Source organism: Sphingobacterium sp. HJSM2_6, assembly GCF_049316305.1.
Taxonomy (GTDB): Bacteria; Bacteroidota; Bacteroidia; order Sphingobacteriales; family Sphingobacteriaceae; genus Sphingobacterium.
This window is the reverse complement of record NZ_JBMOXB010000010.1, coordinates 91,390-106,710: the sequence shown is the minus strand read 5'-3', so window position 1 is coordinate 106,710 and position 15,321 is coordinate 91,390. Positions and strand designations below refer to the sequence as shown.

Here is a 15,321-nt window from a genome sequence, read left to right as displayed (position 1 = left end):
GTTATTGAATGCCCTGTTCCATGTTATAAATGAGCAGGGCATTTTCATTACCCTTACCTGAGTCATCCTCATTTCTCGATTTCTGATTAAATAAAACATCAATTGTAGGGATCTCCTCCGGATCTCCTTCGAACATCCTTTGGAACTCGCTTTGAAAAATCCGATCAAGATCCGATGCATACCCAAGGAATAACAAAAGCTGTGAGACATGGAGTAGGAGAGAATAATTTACATGCGGCTTAATGGGCTGGTATTGTGGAAATAGCAGTTCAAACTCTAGAAAACACCTTTTCCCTGCTCCATCGCTGAAACGGATGGACTGACTAGGGCAAAGAAGGAACTCAGGACTTCAGGTACATCTTCTTAAGTTAAAGAATAAAAAAACCCAGCCCTTAGTGATACTAAGGGCTGGGTTTTCTATTAATGGAACAAGTAACCTTTAAAACTTCAAGCTATTATTTTCTTGATTTATATCCGCCAAACGTTCCGTTGGATCGATTTGTACAACTTTAGCAGGTTTGCTTAATGCGATAGTATAGGTAGGTTTTGTCCAAAACCAATCCGTCAACACAGTCCTTTTTACCCCTTGATAGATGCTGAACTCTTCCGTCGGTTTATACCCTCTCATTTCTCTCAGCGGGATATAAAAAAGTTCTTGTGTTCCGTCCTCATATTCGACCAATACATCGAGTGGCATTGCAAAATTTGATTTATTACTGATCAATATGTTTTTGGAATTTTCTGCACTTAATGCATAATCAATAACACGAGTCGTATTAATAAAAAGATTATTATACCATTTTAAATTTATTCCCGACACTTCTTCAGCAATACGTTTAAAATCATTAGGGGTTGGATGCTTGAACTTCCATAAATCATAGAACTTCAAAAACGTCTGATGCAGATTATCACGACCAATAATATAACCTAATTGTTCTGCATAAACGGCCCCTTTATTATACGCTTGGTTGCTGTATGCATAATTGGTATGGTAGTAATCTGCCAATAAACTCATAGGCTCTTCTTTGCCCGATTTTGCCAACTTATAATAGGCAGCATAAGCCATTGCGATTGGATTTAATGCTCTGACAGCAGGTTTTTCAAACAAGGCGCTCATCCCAAGTTCTTCAATATAACTCGTAAACCCTTCGTCCATCCATTCATCGACCGTTTCATTTATGCCGTATAAATGTTGGAACCAAGAATGTGCTGCCTCATGAAAGATTACCCCCACTAATCCTTTTAAATTTCGTCCCCCAGTAATTAACGTGACTGTGCCATATTCCATACCACCATCACCTCCTTGAACAATGGTATAAGTGTCCCATGGGTAGGCCCCAAACTGTTTTCCGGTCAAATCAAAAAATTCACTAGCTAAATTCAATGCTGTTTTCCAATTGGCTATTACTTCTGGATTTGTTGGTAGGAAAACCGTGTATAACGTAACATTTGATTTGGTTTTAGTAGAATCCACCACAAACTTAGGATCTGCAGCCCAAGCAAAATCGTGAATATTCTTCGCTTTAAAATGCCATGTGGCTTTATTGTTCTTCAATTTGATCTGGGGATTTGCCACATATCCCTTCACATCTTTGGGATTCTGCAACCTACCTGAAGATCCTATGATATAATCTTTATGGATTTGAATTTGCACATCAAAATCACCAAATGGAGCAATAAATTCTCTTCCTACATATTCATCCAAATGCCATCCTTGCTCATCGAAATGAGCCATTTTAGGATACCATTGCGTCATGGATAATGCGACACCCTCTTTTGAATTTCTTCCGCTCCTACGGATTTGTTCAGGCACTTGTGCTTGCCAAGTTAGTTCAAATACAGCAGTTGTGCCTGCTTTTAATTTTTTTGGCAAAACAACCTCCAAGATAGTGCCGTCTTCGATAAACGAAGCTTTAGCGCCATTAAATTTGATGCTTTTTATTTTTTGAAAACCAATTTGATTCGGACTTAACTTTTCTATACGACTTTCTAATTGAGGCTTTTCTTTAGTTCCTATATTTGTTACCATTCGGCTATCAGGATCAACGATGGATTTTAATCGCTCATCCATCATACTTCCAGGCTGAAAGGCATTAAAATATAAATGAAAATAAACTTTAGATAGATCCTGTGTGGAATTATTGCTGTATTTCAAAGTCATCTCCCCATCATATTGAAAAGTAACTTCATTGACATCAATATTCATTTTATAATCAACATGTTGTTGCCAGTAGCCTGGTCTTTGTGCCATTCCCGTCAATGTCATTAGGAACAAGATCACGATCGTTATTACTTGCTTCAATTTCATAGGTCAAATATATAAAAATTACATATTTTGCCTATTGAAAACAACGACTAAAAATAATAAGTTCAAAAAAGGTCTACTATTGCGGGCTTAACCTTGAAGAATTTCAACCTTGGTTTCCTTAAGTTTATGGATAAGCTGATCGTAATGATCTTCACCCATAAACAACTTATTTCTCCATAAGCGATAGACTTTTCGATTCTTTTTCTGATGTATAGCCAATAAATTCCCGCCAGATCGAATATGATTTTTAATGTAAGATATGTCCTCTAACAAAAAATGATGATTCTCGGATGGTCTTGATATCGTCAAACTTTGTTCATCAATTTTCCAAACCGAAGTCTGGTAACTCACTTTGACCGCAGAAAACAGAATGACTGGAATACAGAACAATAAGATAATTATTTTGGCAATTTCTTGCAGGCTAACAAAGGAAAGAAGAATTCCAGCGACAAACAGGAATCCTAATAAAAACCAAATAAATCGAGCACGGTGTAAGGTATGTATTTGAAATTCCAACATGTTAATCTTCCTCTTCTTTAACTTCTTCTCCTTTGGTATTGATATAAATTATTTCATCAAAACCTGCTTTCATTACCTCGGCTTTGCCATCCACAAAACTATTGATCATACTATAAATAAATGGAATAACCATTTGGCCTTTGGAATTAACAAGGCCATAAGTTTCCCCATCTTTTGAGGCAATAAACAAATCTTCTGCATTTGCCAAATACAATTCCTTAAAACCATCTATCAGCAATTTTTGGGTTTTCAACTCATACAGTTGAAACTCCTCTCCAGTTATGGTCGTAAAATGTGTAGGATTAAACTCATAAATAGATTCGTATTTTGCAGGCAAGACAATGATACCGTCTTTATTTACCAAACCGTTTAAATCTTTCGAAGTTATCACCGCCAAATCACCGATAAAAGTACCTAAATAATCAAAACTGCTTGTCCACAACTGCTTTCCGGATTTGTCCATTAAACTATATTGCTGATCTTTGGCATAGGTATAAGCTTGAACTTCCTCATCATATAAGATAATATCATAGACAAATGGCAATATGGATTCGCCTTTGGTATTTATTAATCCAAACATACCTGAGGTATCTGCAGCGATTGAAACAGAGGAACGAAATTCACTAATTGTCATAAAGTTTGGCGGTGTCAACACACCATTAGTCACATGCTTCAAGCCATAGTATCCACCCAATGTATCATAGTATGCAATTAAATCTTCTCCCAGTTCCATATCTTCCATATCAACGGTAGAGGATTTATTTTCCATTAGTTTAAAATCGGAAGGAACTTGAAAAAAATCAGCGGTAACATCTTCTAAAGAAATTTTAGAAGCTTCGAAATGTCCAATTCCTAAATTCATTTTGAGTACAGCACCAGGCAATTGCTTTAAAAAGGTAAAATTGCCCCATACAAAGGGTTCAATTCTTTCGGTATACCAAAGCTCGATGGTAGCCATCTCTTCTTGCGAAAAATCGTAATCCAAAGGAGTTAAAACAGCCAATTTACAGGGAAAACCTGCTATCATTTCTGTCTTCCCAGGTACAAATTCTATATCAAAGCCCTCCAATTCCGCTTCAGTTTCATCGTTAGCAAAAACACCTACAGGATTTTCAATTTTTAAATAAGTTGAGTCCCCAAAATTAATTTGATAGAGTGTTTTATTTACTTTGTCGCCCAATACCACCCAAGTGTCTGTAAAAATTGATTTCAACCGGTAATGATCCGGAGTAACCCAAGCTTCTATAACCGATTTACCCCCTTTTACCAGATCCATCAAACTTCTTAAATTAATTAAATCAGCAGACTCTTCGCTAGAAGGAGATTCGATGGCAGTTGTTAATTCCTCATCAAAATTAATAATATAGTCTAATTTATAAGCTTGAGCTTGTGCGAAGGTATGTTGACCTAGAAATAGCAAGGTAAATACGCTGAAAAGAAATTTCATTAGTTCCTGAATTTAGGCACAAACTTCCTTGTTTTTTTTGATTAAACAAAAGACATTAGCGAATTAATTATAAAGTTTTTGAAAATAATTTTCCAGAACCTCAACTAATTAAAACAATAAACACATCATTAGGCTATTGTTCTTAGGTTATAAAAGTTCTTCACCCTATAAATCAACTATTAAGCTATTATTCAATAGACTTTATGTATTGAGCAATACCTCTAAAAAAAGAGGTGGGTTTCTAAATTTATTTTACTCCTTCATTGAAAAATATACATAGACCGTCTTTTCCTGCCACAATAATATCCTTACGACCTGTATTTCTCAAATCGGCCACTGAGAAATAGATACCCGCACCTTTGCCTTCACCAAAAGGACCATAACTAATGATGTTCTTCGTGAAAGATTCTCCATTCCATTTAAAATAATACAAACCATATGGATCGTTTGCGCCAGGATCATTGCCATTATGGGCACGATACCTTTTTCCAGTGATTAATTCTGGTTCTCCATCTCCATCAATATCCTCCCATTCTAAACAATGATATTGAGAATTGTTCGCATCAATCACATGTTTTTTCCAGATTCTTTTCCCGTTCTTATCTTTTTGCTGCTCGTACCAATCCAAACCGTAAGTATGTCCTTGACCAACTATTAAATCCGCTAAACCATCCTTATTTACATCGGTCACTAACATGGGTACACTGGCATCTCCAAAATCAAAATCAGCATGCATTACCCATTTGTCGCTAGGATTTTTAGGTGCTTCTAGCCAACCGTTTTGAACAATAATATCAATGCGCGAATCGCCATTAACATCTCCAAAGCCTAGCCCATGCCCATGTTTTTCTGCCACATCTACTTTTGTGAAATACCCCTTATTGGCGATGTCTTGCTTTTTATTTAACTTATAATATTTCAAAGAAAGACCAGGAGTATTTGGAATTATTTCAGCTATACCATCTCCATCCAAGTCATATGCCCTTGCCGTTTCAATATTTCCGGTTTTATCAATAACATGTTTCTTCCACGGACCTTGGTTCCCCGGATTTTCTAACCAAAATAATGTTCCTTCGAACCAACCTCCCGTAACGACATCCATTTTACCGTCTTGATTAACATCCATTACAATGGTTGAAAAATCATCCCAATATTCTTGAACACGATTCACTTCTGCAATAAAATATCTTTTAGTAAAATCGGGGCCTTCATACCAAAAAGCTCCAGATACTAAGTCCAATTTACCATCCGCATTCACATCTATTGCTCCAACGGATTCATAAGTTTCGGAAGAAATATGTACTTTTTTAAATTGTACGGGACCTATTGGTTTTTTGCTATTGGCGTTTTGTCCATATGCAAAATATATCAAACCAAGGGTTAGGAATAAAATACTGGTTAGTCGCATGTTACAAGTTAATCAACAAATCTTTTTTAACCATCATGTGGTGTCATGTGTGAATAAGGAAATAAAATTTTACAAAAAGGTTTAATACAGGAAGAAACTTGACCTTTTCAGGGAGTAAATAAAATAGTTAAGACAACTGCTGGAAATGGGGTGATTTACGTATCAAAAATATTATACCCTTAATTCCAATTTAAGCGAATGATTTACTATATTGAACATTGCTAAATTGAGTTAGCATAAAATAAATAATTATAAACCTTAAATATCATCACATTTTAAAGAATGAGTGTTTTTCAAATTAAGGAAAATCCTGAAGTTTTTGATGCCATCGTTGTGGGGTCTGGAGCAGGAGGAGGTATGGCCGGATATATTCTTGCTAATGCTGGATTAAAAGTATTAATGCTTGAAGCAGGTCCATTTTTTGACCCCGCAAAAGATGCCTTACAAATGCGTTGGCCATGGGAATCTCCTAGAAGAGGTGCAGGTGTAATCAGACCTTTCGGTGATTTTGATGCCGCTTTTGGCGGTTGGCAATTGGAAGGAGAGCCCTATACTAAAGTGGGGGGAACAGAATTTGAATGGTTTAGAGCACGTATGCTTGGGGGAAGAACCAACCACTGGGGAAGAATTTCCTTACGAATGGGACCAGATGATTTTAAACCTACGGATGGAGTCACCGAACCTTGGCCGATAAGTTATGAGGAAGTTAAACCTTTTTATGACCGTGTGGACCGGATGATTGGTATTTACGGTTCAGTAGAAGGTATTAGAAATGAGCCGGATGGTATTTTCATGAAACCACCCAAACCTCGTTTAAATGAATTATTTATCGCTAAAGGCGCTCGCAAAGCAGGGGTTCCTGTTATTCCAGGCCGAGGAGCTGTATTGACCGAAGTTTCATCTGAAATCAAAGGCCGTGGGGTTTGTTTTTATTGTGGACAATGTGGAAGATCTTGTAAAGTATACGGAGATTTCTCATCTTCTTCTTGTTTAGTTATTCCAGCAATGAAAACTGGAAATTTAAAATTAATAGATAATGCGATGGTACGTGAGGTGCTAACCAATGATGAAGGTTTAGCTATTGGCGTATCGTACGTAAATACAACGGATTTACAAGAATATGTTGTAAAAGGTAAAACCGTGATACTAGGAGCCAGCGCATGCGAAAGTGCACGCTTAATGCTGAATTCAAAATCTGCAGCACACCCTGCAGGGGTAGGTAATAGTAGTGGTTTAGTGGGGAAATACCTGCATGACTCTACTGGAGCAAGTTTAGGTGGGTTTCTTCCCGAATTATTGGATCGCAAGCGATACAATGAGGACGGTGCTGGAAGCGTTCACATCTATTCGCCATGGTGGGGAGACCATAGTAAACTTAATTTCCCACGTGGATACCATATCGAATATGGCGGTGGATTACACATGCCTTCGTACGGATTTTTAAACTGGGTTCCTCATGTCAATGGAATGGTGCCTGACCGTAACAATGTCCAAAAAACAGCTGGTGGATATGGTGCAGAACTGAAAAAAGACTACCGTAGATTTTATGGAGCTAGTATAGGAATGGCGGGAAGAGGTACAGCCTTAGCAAGAAAAGAAAATTACTGCGAAATTGATCCTAACCAAGTAGATAAATTTGGTATACCTGTGCTACGTTTTCATTATAAATGGGCGAATGAAGAAGTTCAACAAGCGAAACATATGCAAGAAACTTTTCAGTCCATTATGCATGAAATGGGAGGCATCATTACCTCTGGTATCCCTGGTCCGGAATCTTTATATGGATTAGAAGCCCCAGGAAAAATTATTCATGAAGGTGGTACTACTCGAATGGGTGACGATAGTAAAGTGTCGGTATTAAATAAATGGGGACAGGCACACGATTGTAAGAACTTGTTTGTCGTTGATGCTGGCCCATTCGTTCAACAAGGGGACAAGAATTTAACTTGGACAATTCTAGCGCTTTCGATGAGAACCGCAGACTATATTTTAGAACAAAAGAATAAGTTAAACAGTTAATCAGCACCGATGAATAGAAGAGAATCACTAAAAGCCTTAGGGCTCATTGCTGCAGGATCTGCCGTTGTTGCTGGTGCCTGTAAAGATGATAAAAACGCTAAAAAATCTGCCGCTAACACTAGTGAAAAACTACCTGGAGTTCAGGATTTTGAGCATGAACGAAATACAAAACTTCAAGAAGAAATCTTTTTTAATGAACATGAGATGGCGACGATCACCGTGTTATCGGATATCATCATCCCTAAAGATGAAATATCAGGTAGCGCATCAGAAGCTGGTGTACCTGCGTTCATCGAATTTATGGTGAAAGATATTCCAAGTTATAAAACTCCAATGCGTGGTGGCCTAAAATGGTTAGATATACAATCTCAGAAAAGGTATTCCAATACGTTCATCAAATGTAAAAAAGAAGAGCAATTGGCCCTAATTGATATGATTGCTTATCCTGCAAAAGCGGAAGCAAATATGTCTCAAGGGGTAAACTTCTTTATTTTGATGAGAGATTTAACTTCATCCGGATTTTACACCAGTGAAATTGGCGTGAAAGATATCGGCTATGTAGGTAATGTTCCTGGTGTATGGAACGGTGTACCTGCAGATGTTTTGAAATCGCACGGCTTTGACCCAGAAAAGTTCTTTGGATAATCCTTATCCTAAACAAATAAAGAACCAAGATAAATCCTAATTAAGCTTGGTTCTTTATTTGATATTTTCAGCTTTCATGTTCATTTAGCACAACAAATTAAGTTTCTTTAGTCTACCCGATTGCCTAACAATCGTTAAACATACTCGCCGTAAAATATTCGTGCTGTAAGGAAAAGAGAGGTCTTGGTATTCCCAAGCAAAATAATTCAACCTTAAAATGCTGTACAAAGTTGAGAATCCAATAATGATTTCCTAATCAAATTCAACAAAGCTCCATGGCATATATTCCGACATTTACATTGTTATTATTGTCCAAGTAAATGAAATCAACAGCATGAAACCCAAGATCAAATAATTTTTTAAGCTATCTGATCATGCGCTCCAATTAAAGAAAATTAATAAGGAACATTTGCAGATTAAATGTTGATTCATCGCTTGATCTAACATCATTATTTCATTTTCTTATTGATGGTAAAATAAGTGCACAACCTATAATATTATCATGAATTTCTCCTTATTAAATTCATAGGTTTCCAGATGACATTCAGTCGAAAGACAATTGAAAATATTCAATGGCTTTATATTTTCCTAATAATAAAATAATATCTCAATACTATTAATGGTTCAGTCAAAAGCTGAACAATAGGAAGTCAAAATCAAGCGAATGTGTAATCAACAATCTTATTCAATCAGCAAATAAACTGGAGTAAACAGCGTTTAATCCATCACAATAGCGAGAATAATATTATATTTAAGTTAAATAATTGCTTATTTATTGTGATGTTTAAATTATTTGATATATTAGATTGAATTTTATCCAAATACAAAGACATACCCATTTATGGCGAACATCAAAGAAAGAGTGTTATTAATTGCAGAAGCAAAAGGAATTCAAAAGGTTGAATTCTTTAAAGGCTTAGGTTTATCCTATGCTAATTTTAAAGGAGTTCAAAAAAATTCTGCCTTAGGATCGGATGCTGTAGCTACTATTCTATCTACTTACAATGATGTTAGTTTAGAATGGCTAATCTTCGGAAAAGGTGAAATGTTGAAATCTACCAATGAAGAGGTTCAAGAGGTAGCAATTACCTTACCTTCCAAAATTGACAAGCACGTTTCCGCCCCTCAGTTCGTGAATGCATTAGAAAAGGTGATAAATGCGCAACAAGCCACTATTCAATCGCAGGAAATAACGATATCTGCATTAAATGCCAGAATTGAGTTAATGGACAAGAAGAAAAAAAATAAGAAAAAGCATTAAATCCAATTGCACAATAATTCTTCTTAAGAACCAATAATATGAAGATTAGGAAAGGGAAAATTGCGGATGCTGAACAAATAGCTTCCTTGCTACTGCTAGCCATGGAAGAAATAGCCTATGAATTTATTGGCGAACAAAATCAAGATAAAGCCAAGATCTTTTTAAAGGCCATGATCCTTCATCCTGAAAGTCAATATACCTATTCGAATAATTGGATTTTTGAGCTGGATGATGAAATTGTAGGTTTGGCTTTGCTCTATGATGGTGCATTATTATCTAAATTAAGAGAACCTGTAGCAGCCTATATTCAAAACCATTTTGGGAAAACCTTTAACCCAGAAAATGAAACCCAAAGTGGAGAATATTACATCGACTGTATTGCTGTATCAGCAAATCATCAAGGTAAAGGCATTGGTTCAAAAATCTTGGAATTTCTTAAAGGTGAATATGCCTTAAAGCAAGGATATACTTTAGGCTTGTTGGTTGATTTTAATAATCCCAACGCAGAGAAATTATATATACGGGAAGGTTTTAAAATCGTAGGAAATAAAAAGCTTTTGGGCAAAAATTTAAAACATTTACAATATCATTTGCCTCCTAATTCTTAAGGATTTATTAAGCGCCTAGCCAAGGAAATCATCCTTTTCAATCTATCCAAGACCATAGATAAACCTACTGGACTGCCGCAATACATTTTCTTTATATTCTCAGCAACTCATCAATTTTTAGGAATTAGTCTTTTAAATTACTGGTGAATAACATTCGTTTTGTATTTTTATGGCTTCATATAATGAACCTATTAAAAACAAATTATGCATCTATCGAAATTGTCAACTTTGAATAAAGGATGGCTAAAAGCACTGGTAATAATCCAATTTTTATCTGTCACCTCCTATTCTACGGATTTATACGGTCAAAAAACGGAAGTTGACTATGTCAATCCATACATGGGCAATATTTCTCATCTGTTAGTTCCAACTTATCCGACAATCCATTTACCAAATAGTTTGCTAAGGGTCTATCCGGAACGAGGAGATTTTACTTCTGATCGCATTCAAGGATTGCCGCTGATAGTTACGAGTCATCGCGGCAGCTCAGCTTTTAATTTGAGCCCAATCAACGATAATAACAAGGCCCTACGCCCCGTGTTACAGTATAGTTATGACCAAGAACAAATTAATCCTTACAGCTATTCTGTTTACCTGGATCAAGATCAGATAGCTGTTGACTTTGCGGTGTCCCATCAATCGGCGATTTATAAATTGCATTTTGAAGGAAAAGATAACCCACAATTAGTATTTAACTCTCGTAGAGGGGAAATGAAATGGTCGGGAAATGCCATTTCAGGAAGTCAAGATATTGGAAATCGAACCAAAGTGTATCTATATGCTGAATTTGATCAGAAACCACAGGAAATATCGATTTTAAAGGATGGGAATAAAACGGCTGGCCATGAGGCGACAGGAAATCAAGCGGCCATCGTATTGTCTTTTAACCCCAATTCTCGCGTTCTCCATGTACGTTATGGCATTTCTTTCATTGATGAAAAACAAGCACAAGCAAATTTAAACCGTGAAATAAAACACTATGACCTGGAAAAAGTAAAAGAACAAGGAAAAGCTGTATGGAATAAGGCCCTTGGCAAATTGAAAGTAGAAGGAAAAAATGAAAATGATAAAAACATCTTCTACACCTCACTATACCGCACCTTTGAAAGACCAGTAAACATATCAGAAGATGGACGATATTTTAGTGGTTTCGACGGAAAGGTTCATGATGATGAAGGCACTTCTTTTTTCACGGACGATTGGATTTGGGATTCCTATAGAGCCCATCACCCATTAAATGTTTTGATTGAACCTAGCAAAGAAGCCAAGATATTACAATCATTTGTTAGAATGTCGGAACAAATGGATCAATTTTGGTTACCTACCTTTCCGGAGATTAATGGTGATAGCCGTAGAATGAATTCCAATCATGGGGTAGCGGCACTCTTAGATGCTTATGAGAAAGGTATTCGTAACTTCGATTATCAATCGGCCTATCGTGCAGCAAAAGGAGCAATAACCGAGAAAACCTTGGCACCATGGTCCGGTAAACCTGCAGGGAAAATGGATCAATTTTTTGTGGATAATGGATATATCCCAGCACTACGACCAGGAGAAGAGGAAACTTACCCGGAGGTGCATAGTTTCGAAAAAAGGCAACCCGTTGCCGTAACTTTAGGTACATCCTACGATCTCTGGTGTTTAGCACAACTCGCTAAACATTTGGGTCATCAAAAAGACTATGAACTATTTATCAAACAGTCTTTCAATTACCGAAACCTATTTAATGAAAAGACTAAATTCTTTCATCCTAAAGATGCTAATGGCCAATTCATAGAGCCATTTGATTATGTATTTGCAGGTGGACAAGGGGCCAGAGGATACTATGGCGAAAATAATGCCTGGATTTACCGTTGGGATGTACAGCATAACATTCCTGATTTGATACAACTGATGGGTGGAAATGAATCATTCGTAAAAAATTTAGATGACATGTTTGTACAATCTTTAGGGAAATCAAAGTTCGATTTTTACCAACAATTGCCAGATCATACGGGTAATGTAGGCCAATTCTCGATGGCTAATGAACCATCATTGCACATCCCTTATTTATACAATTATGCAGATGCTGCGTGGATGACTCAAAAACGAATTAAAACACTAATCAAGCAATGGTTTAGAAATGATTTGATGGGTGTTCCTGGTGATGAGGATGGCGGGGGATTATCTTCTTTTGTCGTATTCTCTCAGTTGGGATTCTACCCGGTTACGCCAGGCTCTCCAACGTATAGTATTGGGTCTCCATTCTTTGAGAAAGCTAGCATAAAACTAGAAAATGGAAAAACTTTTACCGTCATTGCAAAGAACACTTCAGATATAAACAAGTATATTCAATCTGCAAAATTGAATGGCAAACCTTTAGATCAGGCCCTGATTTCGCATGAGGATTTGTTAAAGGGAGGAACATTGGAGTTTATCATGGGTGATAAAGCCAATAAGAATTGGGGAAAGATCCCTAAATAAATAGCCTATACCGCTTACAAAAAATGATGAACCCCTTGTGAAGATGGAAGTCTTTACAAGGGGTTTATGTTTGTTTTATAACCCTAATAGCTTAAACAGGATTCCAGAATTTCAAGCTGTAGCGAAATTAATTGACCAAAGCTAATGCCTCAACATCTCCGACGGATTTAATCTCTTTCAGCAACAGTTTCTTCATTCGAGCAACAATATGTTTTTGCGATTCTTCATCGTAGATATTCTTGAGCTCCCTAGGATCTGATTTTAGGTCAAATAATTCCCAGTTATCCACTCGTTTATAATATCGGATTAATTTGTATCGACCATCCGACACTCCAAAATGAGGCGAAACGGCATGTTCACCATTTTCATAATAATGGTAAAATAATTGTTTTCTAATAGGCTTACTTTTACCTTTTAAAAGACTAAGAAAAGATTTACCATCTAAATCTTTGGGTACAGTAGCCCCTGTCAATTCTAATATGGTTGGGGCAATATCCACATTCAACACCATCTGATCAATTTTCGTCGATTTTTGAATATAACCTGGCATTTTCATCAGCATCGGTGTCCTAAATGATTCTTCATACATAAATCGCTTATCAAACCAACCATGCTCACCCATATAAAACCCTTGATCAGACAGATAAACAACCAAGGTGTTTTCCTCCAGATTATTTGCTTTTAAATAATCCAATACCTTCCCTATATTTCTATCCATGGATTCCGCAGTATTTAGATAATCAATCATATACCGATTATATTTCCATTTGGCTAATTCCTTTCCTTGTAGTGGAGCAGATTTTAACTCTTGGTAGATCGGTTCATAGTATGCTCTATATTGCTGAAATTGCGAATCTGTAAAGCGATTAAAAGGTCCTTGTTTCCGGATACTATCCCATGAGGAAAACATTTTAAGGTCATATTCCATTTGCATGTCCTTGTCAATGCTCATTTCTTGAATAGCTGCTGCTTTTCTTGTTTCATACTGATCAAAAAAGGTTTCTGGAATAGGAATCACTTTGTCATCATTTTTTCCGAAATCTTGAGGGTCGGGCATCCAGGTACGATGCGTATTCTTATGGCCTATAATGAGACAAAACGGCTCCTCTTCATTTAACTCTTGCATCCAGTTTAATGCCTTGTCGGTGATAACATCTGCAACATAGCCTTCTTCCCGCTCTTTTTTCTCTTCGCCTGCTGAACGAGCAGAAATAAAATCTGAATTAAAATATTGCCCTTGCCCTACCAAAACACTGTAATAGTCAAAGCCTTGAAGCTTGTTTCCCAAATGAATTTTCCCAATCCATGCAGTTTGGTAGCCTTGTTTTTGCAATTGCTTAGTAAAAGTATCTTGATTGAAGTTGAAATTTGACGTTTCATTATCTTTAAAGCCATTATGATGGCTGTATTTCCCAGTTAATAAACTCGCTCGACTAGGTCCGCAAATGGAATTGGTAACATAGGCTTTGTTAAAAACAACTCCTTCTTTAGCAATTCGATCAATATGAGGGGTATTTCCTATTGTTGAGCCATAGGCTCCAATCGTCTGATAAGAATGGTCGTCGGAGATAATAATGACAATATTTGGTTTTTTTTGTTGTGCAAAACCAGTTGTAAAAAAGACAAATGGTAGAAATAATAAAATAGCGCGCATAGAAAGATGTTTATACCCAAAGATATTATAATGAAAGGAAAAAAATAAAATATTTAATCCTCATCTTATTATTATGGAAAAAAGACCAGTTTTTCCTGTATTTATTTCCATAAAGCACCAATTTATTGCTTCATAGAATTGAAATAAAGTGATAAAAAGTGATAAATAATTTAGATTTTATTAACACTTTCATCAATTTATTAAAATTTTAAAGCAAAAATTCGGTAATATTTTGGATTTATTTATTTTTTTAGGAGATTTGCGCAAAAATAAGCATCTAAATTCTGTGAAGATTATCAAACATGATCAACAACTTATTCAGGCACTGAAAACAGGGTCGGAACAAGCATTTACAGAAATATATAATCTTTATTGGAAAAAATTATTGGGTTTATCCATTCGCTATCTTCGAGATCAAACATTAGCTGAAGGCGTTGTACAAGAAGTGTTTATATCGCTGTGGAACAAAAAAGAACTTCTTCAAATTGATTCGTTGGAGCGATATTTAGCTACTGCAGTTAAATACAGCACCTTCAAAGCCATCCATAAAAACAATAGGCATATTGAAGTTGAAAGTCATGTTCCTGTTCATGAATATTATGTGGAAGATGAGCAAATAGATGCTCGATTTTTGAAAGATTATTTGGACTCCGTGGTGAATACGCTTCCTGAAAAATGTAAAATCGTTTTCAAATTAAGCCGTGATTCCCAATTAAGTAATCATGAAATATCTTCATCGCTAAATATTTCTGAAAAAACAGTGGAGGCACATATAACGAGAGCCCTTAAAGTATTGCGCTTTAACCTACAAAAAGTAGGTCTTAGTCTTCTCGCTTTTTTATTCTTTTAACAATTCCATTCCTTATACCGCATCAGGTTAGTTTCGTAACAAACCAGCAATTCCCATAGTGATCTTGAAATATCCTCTTTGATTATCACATAGAGTCTTAAACGCTTTCAACTTATTTTTCAAAATCATATAGGGTAAG

General features: G+C 36.2%; 12 protein-coding genes. 6 read left to right on the top strand and 6 right to left on the bottom strand.

Annotated elements, in window-relative coordinates; all coding sequences use genetic code 11:
- Position 1: 1 nt before the first annotated feature.
- The 5 genes from ACFRAE_RS10555 to ACFRAE_RS10535 all read right to left on the bottom strand — a co-directional run bounded on the left by ACFRAE_RS10555 (position 2) and on the right by ACFRAE_RS10535 (position 5,682).
- The gene (locus ACFRAE_RS10555; protein WP_422797122.1) at positions 2-136 is read right to left on the bottom strand and encodes a hypothetical protein; all 135 of its coding nucleotides are present in this window, start codon (positions 134-136) and stop codon (positions 2-4) included.
- Positions 137-439: 303 nt separating this feature from the next.
- Positions 440-2,308: a M1 family metallopeptidase gene (locus ACFRAE_RS10550; protein ID WP_422797121.1), complete on the bottom strand. Its 1,869-nt coding sequence runs from the start codon at positions 2,306-2,308 to the stop codon at positions 440-442.
- 87 nt (positions 2,309-2,395) lie between these two features.
- Complete coding sequence (locus ACFRAE_RS10545; RefSeq protein ID WP_422797120.1) at positions 2,396-2,827, bottom strand: hypothetical protein; 432 nt, start codon at positions 2,825-2,827, stop codon at positions 2,396-2,398.
- Between the two features lies 1 nt (position 2,828).
- Positions 2,829-4,274, bottom strand: coding sequence for a WG repeat-containing protein (locus ACFRAE_RS10540; protein ID WP_422797119.1), 1,446 nt, complete (start codon positions 4,272-4,274; stop codon positions 2,829-2,831).
- A gap of 247 nt (positions 4,275-4,521) precedes the next feature.
- Positions 4,522-5,682, bottom strand: coding sequence for an FG-GAP repeat domain-containing protein (locus ACFRAE_RS10535; RefSeq protein WP_422797118.1), 1,161 nt, complete (start codon positions 5,680-5,682; stop codon positions 4,522-4,524).
- A gap of 282 nt (positions 5,683-5,964) precedes the next feature.
- Here ACFRAE_RS10535 and ACFRAE_RS10530 point away from each other — a divergent pair, with 282 nt between their 5' ends.
- From ACFRAE_RS10530 to ACFRAE_RS10510, 5 genes are all read left to right on the top strand, one after another.
- Positions 5,965-7,701, top strand: coding sequence for a GMC oxidoreductase (locus ACFRAE_RS10530; RefSeq protein ID WP_422797117.1), 1,737 nt, complete (start codon positions 5,965-5,967; stop codon positions 7,699-7,701).
- Between the two features lie 9 nt (positions 7,702-7,710).
- Complete coding sequence (locus tag ACFRAE_RS10525) at positions 7,711-8,346, top strand: gluconate 2-dehydrogenase subunit 3 family protein (protein WP_422797116.1); 636 nt, start codon at positions 7,711-7,713, stop codon at positions 8,344-8,346.
- 841 nt (positions 8,347-9,187) lie between these two features.
- A complete protein-coding gene (locus ACFRAE_RS10520) occupies positions 9,188-9,607 on the top strand; it encodes a hypothetical protein (protein WP_422797115.1) in 420 nt (139 codons plus the stop codon).
- A 38-nt stretch (positions 9,608-9,645) separates the two neighbouring features.
- Positions 9,646-10,215: a GNAT family N-acetyltransferase gene (locus ACFRAE_RS10515; protein ID WP_422797114.1), complete on the top strand. Its 570-nt coding sequence runs from the start codon at positions 9,646-9,648 to the stop codon at positions 10,213-10,215.
- A 204-nt stretch (positions 10,216-10,419) separates the two neighbouring features.
- Positions 10,420-12,678 carry a GH92 family glycosyl hydrolase gene (locus tag ACFRAE_RS10510; protein WP_422797113.1) on the top strand — a complete coding sequence of 753 codons (2,259 nt, stop codon included), beginning with the start codon at positions 10,420-10,422 and terminating at the stop codon, positions 12,676-12,678.
- 127 nt (positions 12,679-12,805) lie between these two features.
- On the opposite strand, the gene ACFRAE_RS10505 is transcribed toward ACFRAE_RS10510, so the two are convergent.
- A complete protein-coding gene (locus ACFRAE_RS10505) occupies positions 12,806-14,332 on the bottom strand; it encodes a sulfatase family protein (RefSeq protein ID WP_422797112.1) in 1,527 nt (508 codons plus the stop codon).
- 286 nt (positions 14,333-14,618) lie between these two features.
- Between ACFRAE_RS10505 and ACFRAE_RS10500 the strand changes: the two genes are divergently transcribed.
- Positions 14,619-15,182, top strand: coding sequence for an RNA polymerase sigma-70 factor (locus ACFRAE_RS10500; protein ID WP_422797111.1), 564 nt, complete (start codon positions 14,619-14,621; stop codon positions 15,180-15,182).
- The last annotated feature ends 139 nt before the right edge of the window (positions 15,183-15,321 follow it).

Excerpts from the sequence above, each read along its gene's own strand:
- ACFRAE_RS10555 (WP_422797122.1), bottom strand. The coding sequence starts at position 136 with ATGTTCGAAGGAGATCCGGAGGAGATCCCTACAATTGATGTTTTATTT.
- ACFRAE_RS10550 (WP_422797121.1), bottom strand. The coding sequence starts at position 2,308 with ATGAAATTGAAGCAAGTAATAACGATCGTGATCTTGTTCCTAATGACA.
- ACFRAE_RS10545 (WP_422797120.1), bottom strand. The coding sequence starts at position 2,827 with ATGTTGGAATTTCAAATACATACCTTACACCGTGCTCGATTTATTTGG.
- ACFRAE_RS10540 (WP_422797119.1), bottom strand. The coding sequence starts at position 4,274 with ATGAAATTTCTTTTCAGCGTATTTACCTTGCTATTTCTAGGTCAACAT.
- ACFRAE_RS10535 (WP_422797118.1), bottom strand. The coding sequence starts at position 5,682 with ATGCGACTAACCAGTATTTTATTCCTAACCCTTGGTTTGATATATTTT.
- ACFRAE_RS10530 (WP_422797117.1), top strand. The coding sequence starts at position 5,965 with ATGAGTGTTTTTCAAATTAAGGAAAATCCTGAAGTTTTTGATGCCATC.
- ACFRAE_RS10525 (WP_422797116.1), top strand. The coding sequence starts at position 7,711 with ATGAATAGAAGAGAATCACTAAAAGCCTTAGGGCTCATTGCTGCAGGA.
- ACFRAE_RS10520 (WP_422797115.1), top strand. The coding sequence starts at position 9,188 with ATGGCGAACATCAAAGAAAGAGTGTTATTAATTGCAGAAGCAAAAGGA.
- ACFRAE_RS10515 (WP_422797114.1), top strand. The coding sequence starts at position 9,646 with ATGAAGATTAGGAAAGGGAAAATTGCGGATGCTGAACAAATAGCTTCC.
- ACFRAE_RS10510 (WP_422797113.1), top strand. The coding sequence starts at position 10,420 with ATGCATCTATCGAAATTGTCAACTTTGAATAAAGGATGGCTAAAAGCA.
- ACFRAE_RS10505 (WP_422797112.1), bottom strand. The coding sequence starts at position 14,332 with ATGCGCGCTATTTTATTATTTCTACCATTTGTCTTTTTTACAACTGGT.